10 protein-coding genes are annotated in these 17,307 nt (G+C 34.3%); 1 reads left to right on the plus strand and 9 read right to left on the minus strand.

The window, feature by feature from the left end:
- Positions 1-14: 14 nt before the first annotated feature.
- The 6 genes from DMB65_RS18815 to DMB65_RS18840 form a co-directional block, all read right to left on the minus strand.
- The gene (locus tag DMB65_RS18815) at positions 15-1,691 is read right to left on the minus strand and encodes a glycoside hydrolase family 43 protein (protein WP_110308207.1); all 1,677 of its coding nucleotides are present in this window, start codon (positions 1,689-1,691) and stop codon (positions 15-17) included.
- Between the two features lie 31 nt (positions 1,692-1,722).
- The gene (locus DMB65_RS18820; RefSeq protein WP_110308178.1) at positions 1,723-2,919 is read right to left on the minus strand and encodes a DUF4861 family protein; all 1,197 of its coding nucleotides are present in this window, start codon (positions 2,917-2,919) and stop codon (positions 1,723-1,725) included.
- 97 nt (positions 2,920-3,016) lie between these two features.
- Complete coding sequence (locus DMB65_RS18825; protein ID WP_196239580.1) at positions 3,017-4,468, minus strand: glycosyl hydrolase family 28 protein; 1,452 nt, start codon at positions 4,466-4,468, stop codon at positions 3,017-3,019.
- A 1-nt stretch (position 4,469) separates the two neighbouring features.
- Positions 4,470-6,404 (minus strand): alpha/beta fold hydrolase, encoded by a 1,935-nt coding sequence (locus DMB65_RS18830; RefSeq protein ID WP_110308179.1) that lies wholly within the window; start codon positions 6,402-6,404, stop codon positions 4,470-4,472.
- Positions 6,404-9,193: a heparinase II/III family protein gene (locus DMB65_RS18835; protein WP_165835000.1), complete on the minus strand. Its 2,790-nt coding sequence runs from the start codon at positions 9,191-9,193 to the stop codon at positions 6,404-6,406. Before DMB65_RS18835 ends, DMB65_RS18830 begins: the two co-directional genes overlap by 1 nt.
- A 1,318-nt stretch (positions 9,194-10,511) precedes the next feature.
- Positions 10,512-11,789: an alginate lyase family protein gene (locus tag DMB65_RS18840; protein ID WP_110308181.1), complete on the minus strand. Its 1,278-nt coding sequence runs from the start codon at positions 11,787-11,789 to the stop codon at positions 10,512-10,514.
- Positions 11,790-12,362: 573 nt separating this feature from the next.
- Here DMB65_RS18840 and DMB65_RS22225 point away from each other — a divergent pair.
- Complete coding sequence (locus DMB65_RS22225) at positions 12,363-12,572, plus strand: hypothetical protein (RefSeq protein WP_165835001.1); 210 nt, start codon at positions 12,363-12,365, stop codon at positions 12,570-12,572.
- 156 nt (positions 12,573-12,728) lie between these two features.
- Here DMB65_RS22225 and DMB65_RS18845 read toward each other — a convergent pair whose 3' ends face one another.
- The 3 genes from DMB65_RS18845 to DMB65_RS18855 form a co-directional block, all read right to left on the minus strand.
- Positions 12,729-14,000, minus strand: a complete 1,272-nt coding sequence (locus DMB65_RS18845) for an alginate lyase family protein (RefSeq protein ID WP_110308182.1) — start codon at positions 13,998-14,000, stop codon at positions 12,729-12,731.
- A 150-nt stretch (positions 14,001-14,150) separates the two neighbouring features.
- Positions 14,151-15,485 (minus strand): LamG-like jellyroll fold domain-containing protein, encoded by a 1,335-nt coding sequence (locus tag DMB65_RS18850; protein ID WP_110308183.1) that lies wholly within the window; start codon positions 15,483-15,485, stop codon positions 14,151-14,153.
- 26 nt (positions 15,486-15,511) lie between these two features.
- Positions 15,512-17,290, minus strand: a complete 1,779-nt coding sequence (locus DMB65_RS18855; protein ID WP_110308184.1) for a RagB/SusD family nutrient uptake outer membrane protein — start codon at positions 17,288-17,290, stop codon at positions 15,512-15,514.
- Positions 17,291-17,307: the final 17 nt, after the last annotated feature.

The raw sequence follows: 17,307 nt of genomic DNA on the forward strand, positions 1-17,307 counted from the left end.
ATTTGTTTCTATTTCTATTTTTCTATTCTAAACCATTCAAAATCAGCATATCCACCCATTCTAACATTGGGCTGACTTATGGCAAAAATTCCTATTTTAGCTGATATCCATAAATCTTTTTCAGCTTTGGATGGCTTTCCTATTCTGACAAAGTCAATTCCGTTTTCACTATAACTAAATTGGCAGTTTGCATCAGGAGTGGTGATTTTCATTCGCAATTGTACCTCATTAGATGACAATGGTTTTTCTTCGATCACTTTTTCCGGGGTTCCATCAATAGCATCAACACAATTTACCTGTTGTATCCAATACTTGCCATCATGAAAAGCAATTGCTGCATAAGTATAAGACTTACCCATCAAAAGCAATCCTGTTTTTTTACCTGATGTTTCCCATTCGGTTGTTAATTTTACTTTTGTAGTTGCTGTAAAATTGGGTGCTGGTAATTTTTGTAATAAAAGATTGGGAACGTTCCAAAGATTGGGTTCTTCCTTTTTGCTTATCGTAAAAAGTCTCAAATAATTTGTACCTGGAATTTGAGCACTCCATTTTACAGATGAGTTGGCATACCATTGCCATTGTAATCCCGGTTTTCCATTCTCAAATTCATCATTTTCCACGGGCTGCATTATGGGTAAATTATTCCCTGTTACTGGTTTTACACCAGAAGGTATGGGTTCACCAACTCCATTCCCATCTAAATCTTTTCCTATTACTGGCCAACCTTCTTTCCATTCCATTGGTTGCAAATGCAATACGCGACCGTAAACCCCCTGATCCTGGAAATGCATGAACCATGATTTGTCATCTTGTGTAGTTACCCAGGCTCCTTGATGTGGGCCATTTACAGCAGTACTGCCTTGTTCCAGTACAATTTTATCTTCATAAGGACCGTAAATATTTTTAGAACGCATGACTACCTGCCAACCCGTTTCCACTCCACCTGCGGGAGCAAAAATATAATAATAGCCGTCTTTTTTATACAGTTTAGGTCCTTCCATTGTATGGTGTTTGTCGTGTCCGTCAAAAACATTTTGTCCTTCATCTAAAACCATAGTCCCCTCTGCATTCATTTTGTTTATGGTTAGAACGCTGTTTATTCCGGCACGACTTCCAGCCCAAGCATGAATCAAATAAGTATTTTCTCCATCCCACAGCGGACAGGGGTCAATGATACCTTTTCCTGCCATTACCAATACTGGCTTTGACCATTTGCCATTAATATCATTGGTTTTTACCATATATACACCAAAATCAGGATCACCCCAATAAATATAAAATTCCCCTTTATGATAACGTATAGCAGGCGCCCAGACCCCTTTGCTATGTTGTGGAATATCAAAAACTTCCTCTGGTATTTGTTTTTCTAAAGCATAACTGATAATCTCCCAATTCACCAAATCTTTAGAATATAAAATAGGCAGACCGGGTACACAATTAAAACTACTGGCTGTCATATAATAATTATTTTCTACCCGAATTACATCCGGATCAGAATAATCGGCATATAAAATCGGATTGGTATACGTACCATCTCCAAGATCCGATTGCCAAACTTTGGAAATATAGTTTTTTGACAGATGTGTGGTTTCATTATTTACTGACTGTTTTTCGACTCCTGATTTACATCCAAAAAGCATCAGTAAATGTATTATAAGTATAAATTTGAAATATGATTTTCTGTATATCATTTTGATTTTCATTATAGATTACTAAATGATATTATTTAATAATAATTTGTAATGGGTTTGCAATAATTTCTGCTTGTTTATTAAGCATTTCGTCCCAGTCTGTAACGTCCGAAACCTGTCTGCTGCCAGTCCATGCAAAACCGGCATAATAGGTCAGTTTATTTTCCGGATTGGTTAGAATTAACAGATTACTTTGATCGGACTTATTTGAATCATTAGCAAAAGCAGTATCTATTATTCCTGGATTTAAGACAATCCCTTCGCCAACAAAAGAATCATCTATAGCTTCCCAATGGCGAAACCAACCTTTTACTTTATTAATATTTACTTCACCCTTTTTTTCATGTAAAGTAATTCCCAGAGTATAGTTTGGAATTTTTTTATCTGAACGAAAACTAATTTCAAATTTTGAAAAATTAGAATTCAAATCCAGCGAAATCCTTTTTGTTTCATGTACTCCATAACTACTCCAGGGAGCATAGGTCAGTTCAAAAACAGTACGTAATGGTCCCGTTGCTATTGTTTTGTAACTGGTATAATTTTTTGCTACCTGCAAGCTGTCATTTTCCCAAATTCCGGTTCCTCCCGTACCACGGCTTGCACCAACATGATATGGATCATAACCTTCTCCATGTTCTATATGGTAATATCCCGGACTGGCTACATTTTTTTTATACCAACTGTCAATAATGGAATAATCTACTTTCTTAAACCAAAGATCAATCCCGCTCGAAAGTGTGCCTCCTTCTTTATGCTCTTCTACTAATTGTTGTGCTACAGGTCCATAAGTCCTAAAAGCTACTTTGTTATTTTCCCAGGCATAGTCATCAATACGTTCCGGTACAAAACGGGAATAGGTTGTTATTTTACTTTCGGGCACTTTTACCGTATCGGAAACAATGGCATAATTTATGACACTTTTTGCTTTAATATCCACTTCGAACAGCAATTCATCTCCCTTTCCATCATTGTCATTATCAATCCATTGAGTTCTTAAGTATTCTTTAGAGTCTTGAATTTTAACCCGTATGTCTTTTTCTGAAGTCTTTTTTAATAGTTCCGATAAATTGCTTCGTTGAATACTAACCACTTCCTTACGATTGAAATCAAGATTGTTTTTTACTTCAACATTTATTCCCTGTAGCTTACTTTTTACAGAACAACCAGAAACAAATCCAATTACCAAAAGACTACCTACTATAGCATGTAATTTGAAACGTTTTTTCATTTTTCACAATTTTATTTTTTTATGAATTTCTCTTATGTCACCTATTAGATACCACAAATAACTTGTTTGTGGTATTTTCTGTTTTTGCTTGTCTTTTTTATTTCACTTTAAAAGAAACGCCCTCAACATGCTCTCCAACAAAGAATCGGGCCATATCGGCTGTTTTATACCATTTTGGTTTTTCTGGCATTTCATCATGCACTAAAACTCCGTTTATCTTGAGGTTTTCAAATGTTACATTCTTAACTTTTCTTTGCTCATTATATCCTGTTATTATTGAAATGTTTGAGTTCTGTCCATTATACTCAATATTACGAAATACTACATCTTCAATTCCTAAACCCGGAGCTGTACAATATTTTGTATTGTAGTACACTCTCAAATTAAGCAGCTGCCCTTCTCTAAAATCTTCTACTCTTATGTTTTCAAACAGCACATTTTTAGCCAGATTATTATCCCCTACATTGATAGCCATACAGCCCTGATAATCGAGCTGCATTTCTTTCTGATCCAGAATATCAATATTAAAGTAATTCAGGTTTTCCAGAACATCCGGTTTCTCACTGTTTCCATGGGTGCCTATGAGAATTGGATGTCCAACATCTGCCCAAAGTGTAGCATTTTGCATCGTTACATTCTTGCATCCTCCTTTAAATCCTTTTCGGGTACCATACACAGTGGTACAATCATCGGAAGAACGAACAAAAATATGGTCATAAAATACATTGTTACTCGCCATTACATTCATGCCGTCTCCCCAGCCAAAAAAACTGATTGTTTTGACATTGTTAATTTTTACATCATCAGATCCGCCTGTAAAACATTGGGACGCAAAAACACCTTCTACTTTTACATTTTTAGAATTGGCGATATGAATTCCAAGTCGGACTTCCTGATCTACCATACCTCTTCCCACTATGTTTACATTTGAAACACTGTCGAGTGCAATTTGGCCTTTCAGTACAGCACCACCAGCCAGATAGACCGTTTTATTAGAAGGTACCTTTAATTTTTGATTCGGTAATTCGTGGATTCCGGGTCCAAAATATATTACATTAGGGTCTTTCGAATCCGGAATATTTTTTTCAATTGGATTCGCAAATAAATGAAGGTTGTGAAAAATATCATTATTTATTTCTACCGATAAACTGGCTGAATTTGATAGGGAGAAAGTTAACGTATTTCCTTTTATTTTTGATTTTATGCCGTAAGACAAAGGTCTTATTCTGGCATTATTTATAACTCCTTTGTTTGAAGTAACAGCAACCTCAACAATTCCTGAGAAATCAAAATAAGCCATCGAGGCTTTTTGAACTGAATGTCCCGAGCCTACGACTTGATCTACTTTTACTTCATATTCAAACAAGTCTTTCCACTCTCCTCCGGGTTTTCTGACTTTTACCGAGAAATCATTATTGTGCATGGTCTTTACAATATCCTGAGACGTATGATAAACGACTAAAGTATCTTTGGGATTTGCAAAACCGTTCAAAGTTAGAAAACAAAAAAATATCGTAACTATAGATACATATTTTACTTTAAATATCATTTTAATTATTCTTTAAAAACTCCATTACTAATCGATTAAAATCTTCTGGATTTTCCAGATTACTTACATGTCCTGCATTAGATACAATAACTTGTTTTGCTGACGGTACACATTCTAATAATTTATTTGGACGTTCCTTCTCAACTTCGCCTGTCAAGACCATTACGGGAACAGTTATTTTTTGTTTCTTTAAAATAGCCTCTGCATCATTCCCCAACACCAATCGAGGTTCGGCATGCAATGGTTGCCATTGATTCCATTTAAAAATCATATCCCAAACAGGTTTTCTTATTTTTTCTAAATTGGTTCCTCCTTTACTCATCAAACCGTTTAACCAATCCCATTTTTGGTACATGGTTCCGCGTTTTATTATTTTTTCAATTTCAGCTTTTCTAATAGTAAACTGTTCGGTTGTCCAAGGTTGAGATGGTCCCGGCACCGGAAAAATATCACCGCTGGCCATTGTAGCTGACAAAAGTCTATCCTGATGTAACGCTAAAAAATCCGTTGCTATAAATCCTCCCATAGAAAGTCCGACTAAATGTGCCTTTTTTATTTTAAGCTTATTCATCAACTTTAAAAGATCTTCAGCATGCAGAAACTCTACTCCTTCTTTTGGCATATCCGAATGGCCATATCCACGGCAATCATAACGAACGGTTCTGTATTTTTTGGCAAACTCAAAAAACTGAGGATCCCATTCGCTATGATCAAAAGAATGTCCGTGAATAAAAATTAGAGGCTCTCCTGTTCCTGATTCTTCATAATATAATTTGGCGTTACCCACATTTACAAAACCAGTTTTGACATTTTTTGGCAAAGCTGCGTTTTTATATACATCACGAACCATAATGGGCAAAACCGGACTATTATAAAATGACGAAAAACCTGCCTTATTGGCTTTTTCAACATTTACATGAGTCAGGAAAAAACCATAGGTCTGAGTTGTTTTGTCAATCCAGGGATAAGCGCCAGCCCAGCTGGGACTGCTAATTAAAATTGCATTGCCTTTAGCATCCACTTCTTCTCTCCATTCTCCTAACCCATAAATTCCATTCTGTTTTTCAGCCCTGACCTGTTCTGTATATTCGTGACTGGCAACGTTTGCATTCCTGATTTGGTCTGCCTGCATCTCGGCAACAGACTCTTTTTTTAGAATTTGATTCCCTTTATAATTCCCATCATGACTTATCATTTCCAAAAAATGTGCGTAATCATACAGCGTACTTTTAGCTCCACCTCCCAACATTGGGCTATGCCCACCACCATTATCCACTGGCACAAAATGGGTGTTTTTCATTCCCAATGGCATAGCAATATTTTCTTGAAAAATAGTTTCAAAATCTTTTCCTGTAGCCAATTCTGCCATTCTGCCTGCTACCTGCATAGCCAATCCTCCATAATGAAAAGCAGTTCCAGGTTGTGAATCAGCCGGTAAATTAACAATGTGTTTAACTGATTCTTCTAATGTCTGATAATTATCTGTTACGGAATCCTTCGGCTGATAATCCGGAAAACCGGAAGTATGTGAAAAAAGTTGTCTTAGAGTAGCTTCTCCTTTAGCATCTTGAAATTCAGGCAACCATTTTTTAACTTTGTCATCCCAAGAAAGAGTAGTCTTTTCTACAACTGCAGCAATTGTTGCCGCAGCAAGCCATTTTCCGGCAGAAGCGATAAAAACTTGTGTCTCTTTATTATAATTCCCAAAATATTTTTGATAAATGACAGCATCATTTTTTGTTATCAAAATAGAAGCTCCGGAATAATAACCGTTTACTACCCAGGCTTGAATTTTTTTTTCTATAGCCGAAAAATCATATTTCCTGTTCTTTTTTTGATGCTCGATCTGCCCTGTCAAATTGCTACAAATGACCATTGAGCCAAACAATATTAAAATGGTATGAATTTTAGTAGGTATGTAAGCAAAAATCTTCATTATTTAATTGTAATTTTAACCGTTTGACAAGGCAATGCTGGTAAGGTAAAATTTACAAAATTCTCTTTTTTATTGTAATTCCCTTTGTATACAACTCCCGCTGCATCTATAAATGTAGCTGTATTGATTTTTGCATCTACCAAAACGATTAAATTTGAAACTGTATCAGCATTGAAAGAAAGTGTTCCGTTTTCCGATTTTAATACTGCTGTACCTATTTTATTCCCTAAATCAATGGTGTACTTTCCATTTGAAATGTTTTTTCCATTGCCCAGAAAAAGTGTAAAATCGCCTGCTTTTTCACTGATTATGCCATAACTTCCCGTTGCAGATAATTTTTTGAAAGACATTTTTTCATCAGCTGAAGTATTCGAAAAAATAAAATCTTCTTTGCCTGATTTGTTGGTTACATGAATCCCTGTAAAATCATCTTTTCCAAAATAATCCACCGATTGAATGTTTGTTGTATTATTCAAAGCAGGTTCATAAATAGCCACAAAAGGTCTGTTCCAGGCTTCTCCATTTTGTCTGACAATCAATGTTGGTATTGGATTTTTGTTAATTTCATCAGGCAGCAAGTCATGACTTAATGCTGTTGATTTTGGCGAAAGAACTGAAAAAACTTCTCTATCCGCTTGCCCCTGGAACCACAGGTTCATATTTACGGTTTTGTCCTGAAGTTTTAAGTTGAATTTTCCTTTAAAATCCTGAGCTGTCTCTGTAGATTTTTTGTCCCACATATAATCATAAGCCATCAAATCGCCATCTCCAAAAGCTAATTTAGAAGTAGGTTTTAAATCTAATGGTGTTCCATTTGTTGTCGTTAGTTCTAAATTTTGTCCTAGGTTATGAAAGAAATATTCGTTTTTCACATTGTCCCCTTTATTTTGAGTCGAACGGAAAATATCAATATAATAACCTTCCTCGGGATCGTTCTTGACAATTCCCATCACACGACGTTGGTTGCTATCGGTTTCAGGTTCTAAAAAGGAAACATCTGAAAAAGTAATACCGGGCAGAATTCCTTCAGTAAGGCCACTTTTAGGATAAGCGGCATTTACATTGAAAGCATGATTGCTCTTCATCTCCGGATATTTAGATTTGCCATTAACTATTACGGTATTATGTGCAGGAAATTGAGTATAATACTCGGCATATTCAATAGAAAAATAACTGGTACCATGTCCCATTTCCGGAGCTAATGGCAAACCTTTTCCATACAATTCCATCGCAATTCCATTTGAATGCATATGATTTCCGAAAGAACCGATTTGGCTAATCATGAGTGCCGAATCACCATCTCCCTGACGTTGTACCAGCCAACTGTTGTGGGGTACATAAAATAATGGAGTGGTAAAATCAATCAGTTTCCCCATCTGAATTGTTTTATCAAATGTCAAAGCTTTACCGCCAAAAAGATCCTGTATATTGTTTCCTGTAAATTTGCCTTCGACTTTACCTTCGGCATAAATAGTTTTGTACATTTTGGTAAAATAGGTCTCATCTTCTTTTTTACCATACTTTTGTGCATTCTCAATCATATACCGAATGGGTTCATTACGTAATTTCCCGTAATGACCATCTCCAAATGAAACCATGTATTTATTTGGATAAAGATATTGTGCACTTGACTTTACTGCCTGTTTTAATATGGGTATTTCTTTTAACAAATCGATGTCAAAATTGCGGTCATAGAACTCGGCAAACGAAATAAAATCACTTAAAACATTCATCGAATAGCCGGGACTTTCGTTCCAAATTCCTGTTTCTTTATCATAACCATAATCTATCAATTTATTCATGGACCATTGCCTGGTTGACGTTTGGTTCATGATCTGATCCAAATAATATTGCGCACCTTTTCCATTTTCGTATGCTGAATTATTTTCTAACACCAACGCTATATGTGAAATATGTGCTGCCTGCAGTAGATTCCAATTATTAAAACTTACTCCATTTTTAATTTGTAAATCTGCCCATTTTTGCAAAGTGGCATCATAAATTTTTATACTTTCCGGGCTTTTATCGCGTATAAAATCATGTAAAAAATCATAACATTGCGTTATTTCATTTAATATATGATCCTGAATAACTTCAAACTGAATATAACTAACTAAAGTTTGATGATGACCGTGACTTAAATCAATCGGTTCATTCAAATAGTAAACCCCTTTTAAATAGGTATCCAGAACATTGTATGCTAAATTTGCATATTCTTCCTCTCTTGTATACCAATATAGAAATGCTGCATCTCTGGCAATGCTTAAAATTTGTCTGTTTATAGTATTCGTAATCCCACTTGTAGCTGCTATAGGTCCCCATTCCCAAACATTGGTAGTACTATTTTGAAGATACAAACCGCGTGGATCGTCCATATAAGGCTTGATATCCTCTATTTTAGGTGTTTTGTAATTTGAGGGTGTACCTCTGCCTCCAATAAACTTTACCGTAGGAACAGGAGCCTCGCCATCGGCATGGTCGTATTTTCCGCCATTAATGTAAACTTGCGTTGATTTGGTTTTCCAATACATCTGCAATCGGGAAACCAACCACGTTTTATCTGTTTTATAGTAATCTATATATGGGGCAACATTATTTTTAGTTTTTTTGATGATAGCCGCTGCCCAATCTTCTTTTTCTACTCGTTCTTTTATCTGATTCAACGACATGTCTTTGCCAAAAACACGTGGATGCAGTGTTCCTATATTTTGAGGAACAGGTAAATTTTGAGCATGTACAGCATTCATTGAAATCAATAGAAAAAAAAGTAGGGAGATTTTATTTTGCATGTCTATCATTTTATATTTTTAGTAAGCTACAAAAAATTTGGTTACTAGTTGCTGACATACCATCAGCAACTATTTCTTGAGTAACCAAATAAAAACAAACTAAATAAATTTGTATTGTATTCATTCACAGGATTTAGAAACTCCTTGGTTTGTATACTTATAAAGGTATCGAATTATTAAATTTTATTTTAGTCTATCGAATTGTTCGTTCTTTTCAAATTGCAATAAACAGTTGCTGATTAAACAATCAGCAACTGTAAAAATAAAATACACTTAACTATACAAATCAACCAAAATCTGTATTCTGTTTAATCTATATTACATAACCATCGGGTTTAAGAAGAATGGCAGCACTATAGAATTATTATTTTTTGTCTGGTATTCAATGCTGAATTATCAGTGTAAACCTGTTCTATTATTTTCCATAATTTTTTCAATATTACTGACAATTCATTTTATTTGTGATAAATTATCATTCATTTGATATAAATTATAAACCATAAACAATCGCAATCCTGCTATATTGTTGACTTTTTCTATTTAAGATCTATTTCTCAAAAAATTCAACCGACATTATCATTACAATTAATTTTGATTGCCCGTAATTACTCATAATTTAAAAAGATTTATATATAAAAAGTCATGAATTTATTCCGTTTTACAGCGAATTTTGGAAGTAAGGACATTTGTTGATTACCCTTTATAGGGAAAAGAGAGATAAATTCAGGCAGTTTGTAAATGTAGAAGTAAAGAGCACGATAATGACACGTTCAAACTTGCCATTCTTTGTATGGTAACAAAACCATATTTTTATTAACAATAACCATGAAAGGATTTAATTAAAGAAAATCAAAAAAAAATTAGGATTTAAAAGCTTATGACTCTGTTTGAACATGGCTCATAAGCTTCACAATTGGGGTTCATACCTATACTGGAAGGAATTGATGAAACATGATTTTACCGTCGAATCTAGAGAAATAGAAGAAGATAAAGTATTCGGGATCGTGCTGCTTGAAAATCAATATGCAATTAGTTATTAAACAATTTTTTTAGAAAATTATCACCCAAAAAACACCTTGAGCTGTATCTTAATGAATTTCTTTGCAGGCTAATTAGAAGATATTTAAAAGAAAAGTTACCCGAAAGGCTTTTAACCACCGGTATTACGGGGTTATATCATTTATAGCTAAAAACAGACAGTCAATCCAAAAATCAATTACTATAAAATAACAAAGCTGACTACTAATTAAAAAGTAGCCAGCCTTTACTATTTATTTTTTTTGTGTAATAAATTGAATTTGTTTAGAAGTAATTTATTTTAATATACTCCTGACCAGGTATAGGAAGGAGATACAATAGCCTGTGTAGTATTGTTAAAAAATAAACTACCAAATCCAACTTCGTCTGTAATGGTTGAAGTTGCTCCTTCAATTGTATTATTATTAATAACCTGTAATGTATAAGGCATATTCATACCTCGATAATTATGATAGTAATTATAAGCCATATACCAAATAGGACGAAATCTACCACGATTAGTTGATGAAATTGAAGTAACAGGGTATGTAACGCCCCAAATAGAAGTCGCTGGTGTCCATGATGTCCATGTTACTGAATTTGCAAGATTATACTTGGCCGTATATTCCATAGCTTTACCAATAACCCCACTACGGGAATCATAAAGAGTCGTACTTCCCTGGTTATATGATATTTGAGCAGCTTCGAGGAAACTAGCTAAACCCAACTGCACATAATATTGATCCCTTGCTGCCTCGAGTGGTTGTCCTGAATTTAAAAAAGCAGTTTGAATTGTACCAACATCAGCACCATTAGCAGCTGTTTTTTTAAAATAATTTTCCCCAAGATTATACATTGTTAAATTTTGTGAAAAAACACCAAAAGCCATAAGGAATTTCCCTTGACTTGAACCCCATGAAGGCCATCCATCTCTCACAAATGGTACAGCTAAACCGTATTGTGTTGCATAGTTTGTCATACAATTGTACATAATATTAAACATGCTAATTGCTTTTTGTTTTTTTGCAGCAGTAAAGCTGGTATAGTTATAAATCATATCGGCTCCATATACCATAAAATGCATTCCATAACCAACAGAGAGCTGCCAATCATTGTCAGGATATTGAATTGAGGTTAAAGTTGAGCTCCATGAATCTAGCAATTCCAATGCCTTATCTGCATACCTACTAGTTCCTGTCATATTCCACATTACTCCATTTACAAAAACTGCCATAGCATCGTTCTCGTAGTCGCTCTTAAATAAATTTCTGCCTACTTGTGTATGTGCATGCGATGTGTAAGTTGGTGATAAAAACGCACTATATTTCGTTTGAAAATTAGCAAATGTTGTCTTATAAGGTTCAACACCTGCAATTGCTTTATTATAAGCAAACTGCATCTGACTTTTGGTTAAAACTGTACCTGGGTGAACAAATGAACTTGAAGTTTTAAGTGTCGTAGCAGTATTCTCTAGAACTGCTTCATTTACTTCTGCTTTTGTCTCAAAATTTTCCTCTTCTTTAGAACAACTGGAAAATACTACAAGTATGAGACTTGTAAATAATAAAATTTTTTTCATGGTGGTTAAAATTGGTTAGTTAATAAAATTTTAATTTCGTAATCTATCACTCGGCTTATGATATCAATTATTAATATCCATCTTCAAGATCAAAACTACATTTGTATATCACACAAAAAACACAAATAAATTCAAGCTATAATTTTCTATTTTACATCTACATAAATACTTTCATACTTACTTGAAGGATTAAGAAATAGATTTTAAAAAAGAAATGATTCATTTCTTTTTTAGAACTAGTAATCACTATAAAATAAATTAGCAAACCTATTATGTCTGATACCTCGTATGAGACATTAAGAGGATTAACATTGTTCCCAAATTTATTTATATAAACACTAATTAATTATAAAATAAATTTCATTATGTATAAATTAAAACCCATTAAATTACAAAAACCAAAAAATTGAAGTATTTTTTTATTAAATAAACATATAAAGCCCTCTCAATATTAAAATTTGAAATGGTTTTGTATTTTTTATGATTGGCTATTTGATAAAAACAAAATCATCTTTAAGCAGTAATTTTGTTCATTAAACTATGCATGTACACGAGTCTCATTAATCCGAACTCATGACACTTCTAAAAACTTTTAAAGAAAATATCCTAACCCCATTAGAACAAATACACTTTTTATACATGCCCTATACCCTATTTGAAGGTTATCAAACAAAAGAGGCTGTCCGAAGACAGCCTAATCATATTATTTATTTTTTGAAAGATGTATTATTAAAGAATAAACTGCCCCAACCTACTTGGTCAGTAATAGTCCTGAACAGATAAAAAATGTGTTTTTTCTGCTATTTTCAATTCAAATCTATGAGAATCCGTAAAATCAGTTTCCTCCACAAATTATTTTCATTGTATTAGTTAAAAAACACACCCGTAGTATATCAAAAATATATCCAACGGGTGTAATTTCCAAGTACGATTAGTATCTTATTTTGAATACAATAAAGTACCGAATCCTAAATCATCATATCCTCCACTATTAGGATTTAAATCACCACTTCCGCCTTCAGGATACCCTATGTCTTTAGCTATTTTAATATAACGTGCGGTAATTCCTTTGTCTTTTGTATAATGATTATAAATTCTCTCCCATACTGGTCTAATTTGACCTCTTCCAGCATCATCAGCTGCTGTTGTATGTGTTTCATTGACACAATTGGTATAAGTTGTAAATGGCACTGATAATCTGGCTGCATTAAATTTTGCTACATATTCAGCCCCTTTCAATATCATATTGTCATTATAGCCATAAATATCTAAACCTTGATTTTCTCCCATTTGGGCAATAGAACCAAGCATACCAATAACCATTAAAGTATGTCCCTGATCACGACCGCTTTCCTGAATTTGACCTAAATCAATATCGTCGTTGCTGCTTTTAGGATGAATATAATTGATTGCTTTTTTTAATTGTCCATTACCTGCTCCTTTCATTAAGTAATCAATCACATAAGTGTACTTGTATACATCATCATTTAATACTGCTATGGACATAATAGAAGCTAAATTACACAAATCCCAATTTGCCCAATATACTGTATTACAGTTATTATAATGTGTCTGTAAAAATTGATAGTTTTCAGTATAAAATACATCCAGCATCCATTTTTTAAATTTTCCGAAGTCGTTAACATTCCAACCTGAATAATCACGCATGATTTCAGCTGCATTGGCAAACTGATAACCGTAAATCCCGGCAGCTAATGCTTTATTAGAATCACCGCTGATAGAAGTACAAGTGGCTGCCCAAGCATTTAATATCTGTATGGACTTATTGGCATAAGCCACATCTCCCGTAATTTTCCAGCGAATCGCTGTTAGATAAGCGGCATGTGCATCTTGCATTGCTGCTCCATAATTGTCTGCTGCTGGCTCTTCTCTAGAACCTCCACCTCTGATAAGCTTTACTACCGGGCCTTTCATTACATAATTGGCAGATGCATGACTGTTTGAAATCAATTTATTATAACCTGAAATCCAAGGATCGATCTGAGCAGCCACTTTTGCCTTCATTCTGTCAAAATCTGACTGAGAATGCAATAATCCGGGATGAGCAAAAATCATATTTGCAGGTACTGTAATATCTTCTGTTTTTACAACTTCAATCTCGTCTTTTTTTTCTGGCAATCCATAGTCATAACTACAAGCAACAAAACATAAAGAGCTAATTATTGCGATTGCGATTTTTGTTTTTATCATTTTTTCAATATTTTAATTTTCTAAAATTAGACCAAGAATAAGGATGTTATTCTTGGTCAATAAATTACTTAACCCTAAAATAAATAAATTCTTGATTTAGTATTCTTTGTCTTCAATTGTGTTTTTAATCTTACTAATCATTTTCAACTCTTATTTTTTGTAATAAATTGTATATATCTGATTATCTGACAAAACAGAGTTAAATATCTGGAATTTATCAATTTTCCCTCCAAAAGCAGGTTCATTTGGTGTACCATAAGTACTAGCACCAATGTATGCACGATTCTGATTGTATAATGTCAAATCGTATGCAGCAGGCAGTGTTCCCGTTTTTACCAGTAATCCGTCCATATATATTTTACATTGTTTATTTGCTTTTGATGTTGTCATAGCTACATGATGCCATCCTTCTACAGGTATCTGAGAATTAGTAATGACATTAGTTTCATTATAACCTGCAAAACCTGTCACGTTTTCAAAAATAGTACGCCCTACCAAATTATCACCAGCTCCATTCCACCAACCGGCAGCTTTTCCTAAAAGACACAAACGATTTCCTCTGGAAGCCCCAAATTCAAAAATTGGTGTCCACTCTGTTTTAACTGGCCAGTTTACCCAACAAGAAACGGTCAGTTCATTATGTTGTGCCACGTTTACAGGTAAGGCTAAAATTTGATTAAAAATGTTGCTATTAGTACCTCCGGCAGCATTTGCATAACCTGCAAGAGAAACAGCCTTACCGCTTACTCCTGTAACATAACTTATTGGAGAACCTAAACCTTGTGTATAAGTTGCTGCCGTTCCTCCAAAGGTAGCATTCAAATTATCTTCAAAATCTAATTGATAAGTCGCATTAGGAACCGCAACTAAGTAAGCAAAATTAGGACCAACAACCGGATAGCCGTTCACCGTTAATGTAATTTTGCCTGAAGTAAAACCAGATGGTACTGTAGCAGTTATTGTTGTTCCGGACTCAACTGAATTTACTATTCCGCTTGTTCCGTTAAATGATATACCCAATTTTGATAAATCACTACCAAAACCTGTACCTGTAATAGTAATTACATCATCCGGAGAACCTGCATCAGCACTAACCGACTCAATAACCGGTGGAGGAATCACGGTAAAAACACTTTCTACATCGTGACTATGAGTCCATATTTGTAGCGTAACTTTGCCACTTACAGCTTTTTTAGGCACGGTCACCACTATTTGACTATCTTCACAAGATACAACCGAGGTGGCTGGAATACCTCCAAAAAACACTTTTACAGCTTCTTTTAAAGTACCGAAGTTTTTTCCGCTAATAACAACATTAGTTTCCGGAAACCCTTCATTAGGGCTTATCCCGGTAATTGTAAAATCCGGATAAGTAACCAGAGGTTTTCCTTCAAAATCTTTTTCCTGATCACTACAGGAAGCTATTAATACTATACTAAATAGTACTATTACAGCTTTTATTTTATTTTTTATAATATGTTTCATACTAGTATTCGTTTAAAAGTTACTAATTAATAACCTGGATTTTGTAACAATTTTGTATTCATCTGCAGCTGTGACGTTGGCAAAGGAAATAAATAATGTTTACGTTGAAAATTTCTGTTATCTGTTGGATCAAGTAACAAAGCTTTTAGGTTTCCTTTTCCTGTAGCAACTGAAAGTTCTCCATACGGATAAGCCGTTGGTTTATACAAATTAATATTTCCTTCGTAATCAGTTGCCTGAATTACTGAACCTAATATGGGTTCGTTTAATATCTGCTCTGCCACACCCCATCTTTTTAAATCATCATAGCGGGTATTTTCACCAAACAATTCAACGGCTCTTTCTCTTCTAATTTCGTCCAACATATTCAAATTATTAGTAGTAACAAAAGTATTTGTTAATGCTGGAAGCCCTGCTCTTTGACGAATCAGATTTATCGATTCATTCAACTGTCCGTCAGTAATTGTACCATTCAATTCATACAAAGCTTCTGCATACATCAAATATACTTCGGCTAATCTAATTTGAGGGTAATCGGCTGATTCTGTATTTGCTGCTCTATAAGTACCATAATTATATGCCCTAAATTTTCTATTAGCATAACCCGAACCACTATCTCCTCCCGGACCAAACAATTTTATGGCTCCAGAAACCGGAATTGCATCGGTGGCTAAATCAACAAAATAAGAAGTCAATCTATAATCACGGTTTCTATACTCGTCCCCTACTTTTACATATCCTTGAAACAAAGGCGATTTGTCTACAGGTAAACCATCTGAACAAAGAAACATGTCCATAAATTTTCTGGAAGGAGCCAATCTTGAACCAACCGTATGACTTAAATTGGTATTGCCTGTTAATAAACTAAAATCGTACTTATTATAAAGAATAAACTCTTTATTTGTTGATTTATCCAATCCTGCAGGGTTAGAGCCTGCATCTTCCAGATTAAACAAATAATACATACTAAAATTATTCAACTCTGCATTATGATTCCATAATTCATAACCACCATTACTCATTACATCTTTGGTTAATTCAATTACTTCTTCTAAATAAGCTTGTGTATTCGATGCATTACCAGTTGTTCCCGCTCCATTTGAAACACCATCTCCATCTGTAGTGGTACCTACATATTTTTCCCAAGTAGCTTCATACAATAAAACCCTGGCTTTAAAAGCCTTAGCAGCCCATTTACTAAGATGTCCTTTGTCTGATGCTGCTATATTTTGCTCTAATGGCAAATCAGGAATAGCTTCATTTAAATCGGTTATGATTTGGTTCATCACTTCGTAACGGCTGTTGCGTTTTCCATATAACACCCCGTCATTAACATCTACTACAGTGGTTACAACAGGTACTCCACCGTATCTTTTTAGTAAAAAGAAATGATGCCATGCTCTGAAAAATTTTGCTGCTGCTACATATTGAGCAATATCAGTTTTATTACCTTGGTATTGTGCCGCAGCATTTAATAAAATATTATTTGCCCTAATATATTTATAAGGATTTCTCCAATATATGTCGGATACAGGAGCAATTGTATTTCCCCTTCCTTCATCCTGACTTAAAGAGGTCAAGTCGGTGCCAAAATCCATGAAGTTGTATATATTGCTGCCATCAACCCCTCTCCAGCTCACCATTTTATTATAAAAATCATTGGATGCTGCTTTAAAATCTGCTGGTGTTTTAAAATAAGAAGCCTCTGTTTGCGCATCAAGAGGATCTAAATCTAAGTAATCACTCTGACAGCTTGTAAATAATAATACTGAAGACAGTACTAATGTTGTTACTATATTTTTCATATTAGTCTTTTTAATAA

The organism is Flavobacterium cheongpyeongense (assembly GCF_003202435.1).
GTDB classification, from domain to species: Bacteria; Bacteroidota; Bacteroidia; order Flavobacteriales; family Flavobacteriaceae; genus Flavobacterium; species Flavobacterium cheongpyeongense.

What these genes read in the sequence shown, in the direction of transcription:
- DMB65_RS18815 (WP_110308207.1), bottom strand. Translation starts at nt 1,691, where the DNA reads ATGATATACAGAAAATCATATTTCAAATTTATACTTATAATACATTTA.
- DMB65_RS18820 (WP_110308178.1), bottom strand. Translation starts at nt 2,919, where the DNA reads ATGAAAAAACGTTTCAAATTACATGCTATAGTAGGTAGTCTTTTGGTA.
- DMB65_RS18825 (WP_196239580.1), bottom strand. Translation starts at nt 4,468, where the DNA reads ATGATATTTAAAGTAAAATATGTATCTATAGTTACGATATTTTTTTGT.
- DMB65_RS18830 (WP_110308179.1), bottom strand. Translation starts at nt 6,404, where the DNA reads ATGAAGATTTTTGCTTACATACCTACTAAAATTCATACCATTTTAATA.
- DMB65_RS18835 (WP_165835000.1), bottom strand. Translation starts at nt 9,193, where the DNA reads ATGCAAAATAAAATCTCCCTACTTTTTTTTCTATTGATTTCAATGAAT.
- DMB65_RS18840 (WP_110308181.1), bottom strand. Translation starts at nt 11,789, where the DNA reads ATGAAAAAAATTTTATTATTTACAAGTCTCATACTTGTAGTATTTTCC.
- DMB65_RS22225 (WP_165835001.1), top strand. Translation starts at nt 12,363, where the DNA reads ATGACACTTCTAAAAACTTTTAAAGAAAATATCCTAACCCCATTAGAA.
- DMB65_RS18845 (WP_110308182.1), bottom strand. Translation starts at nt 14,000, where the DNA reads ATGATAAAAACAAAAATCGCAATCGCAATAATTAGCTCTTTATGTTTT.
- DMB65_RS18850 (WP_110308183.1), bottom strand. Translation starts at nt 15,485, where the DNA reads ATGAAACATATTATAAAAAATAAAATAAAAGCTGTAATAGTACTATTT.
- DMB65_RS18855 (WP_110308184.1), bottom strand. Translation starts at nt 17,290, where the DNA reads ATGAAAAATATAGTAACAACATTAGTACTGTCTTCAGTATTATTATTT.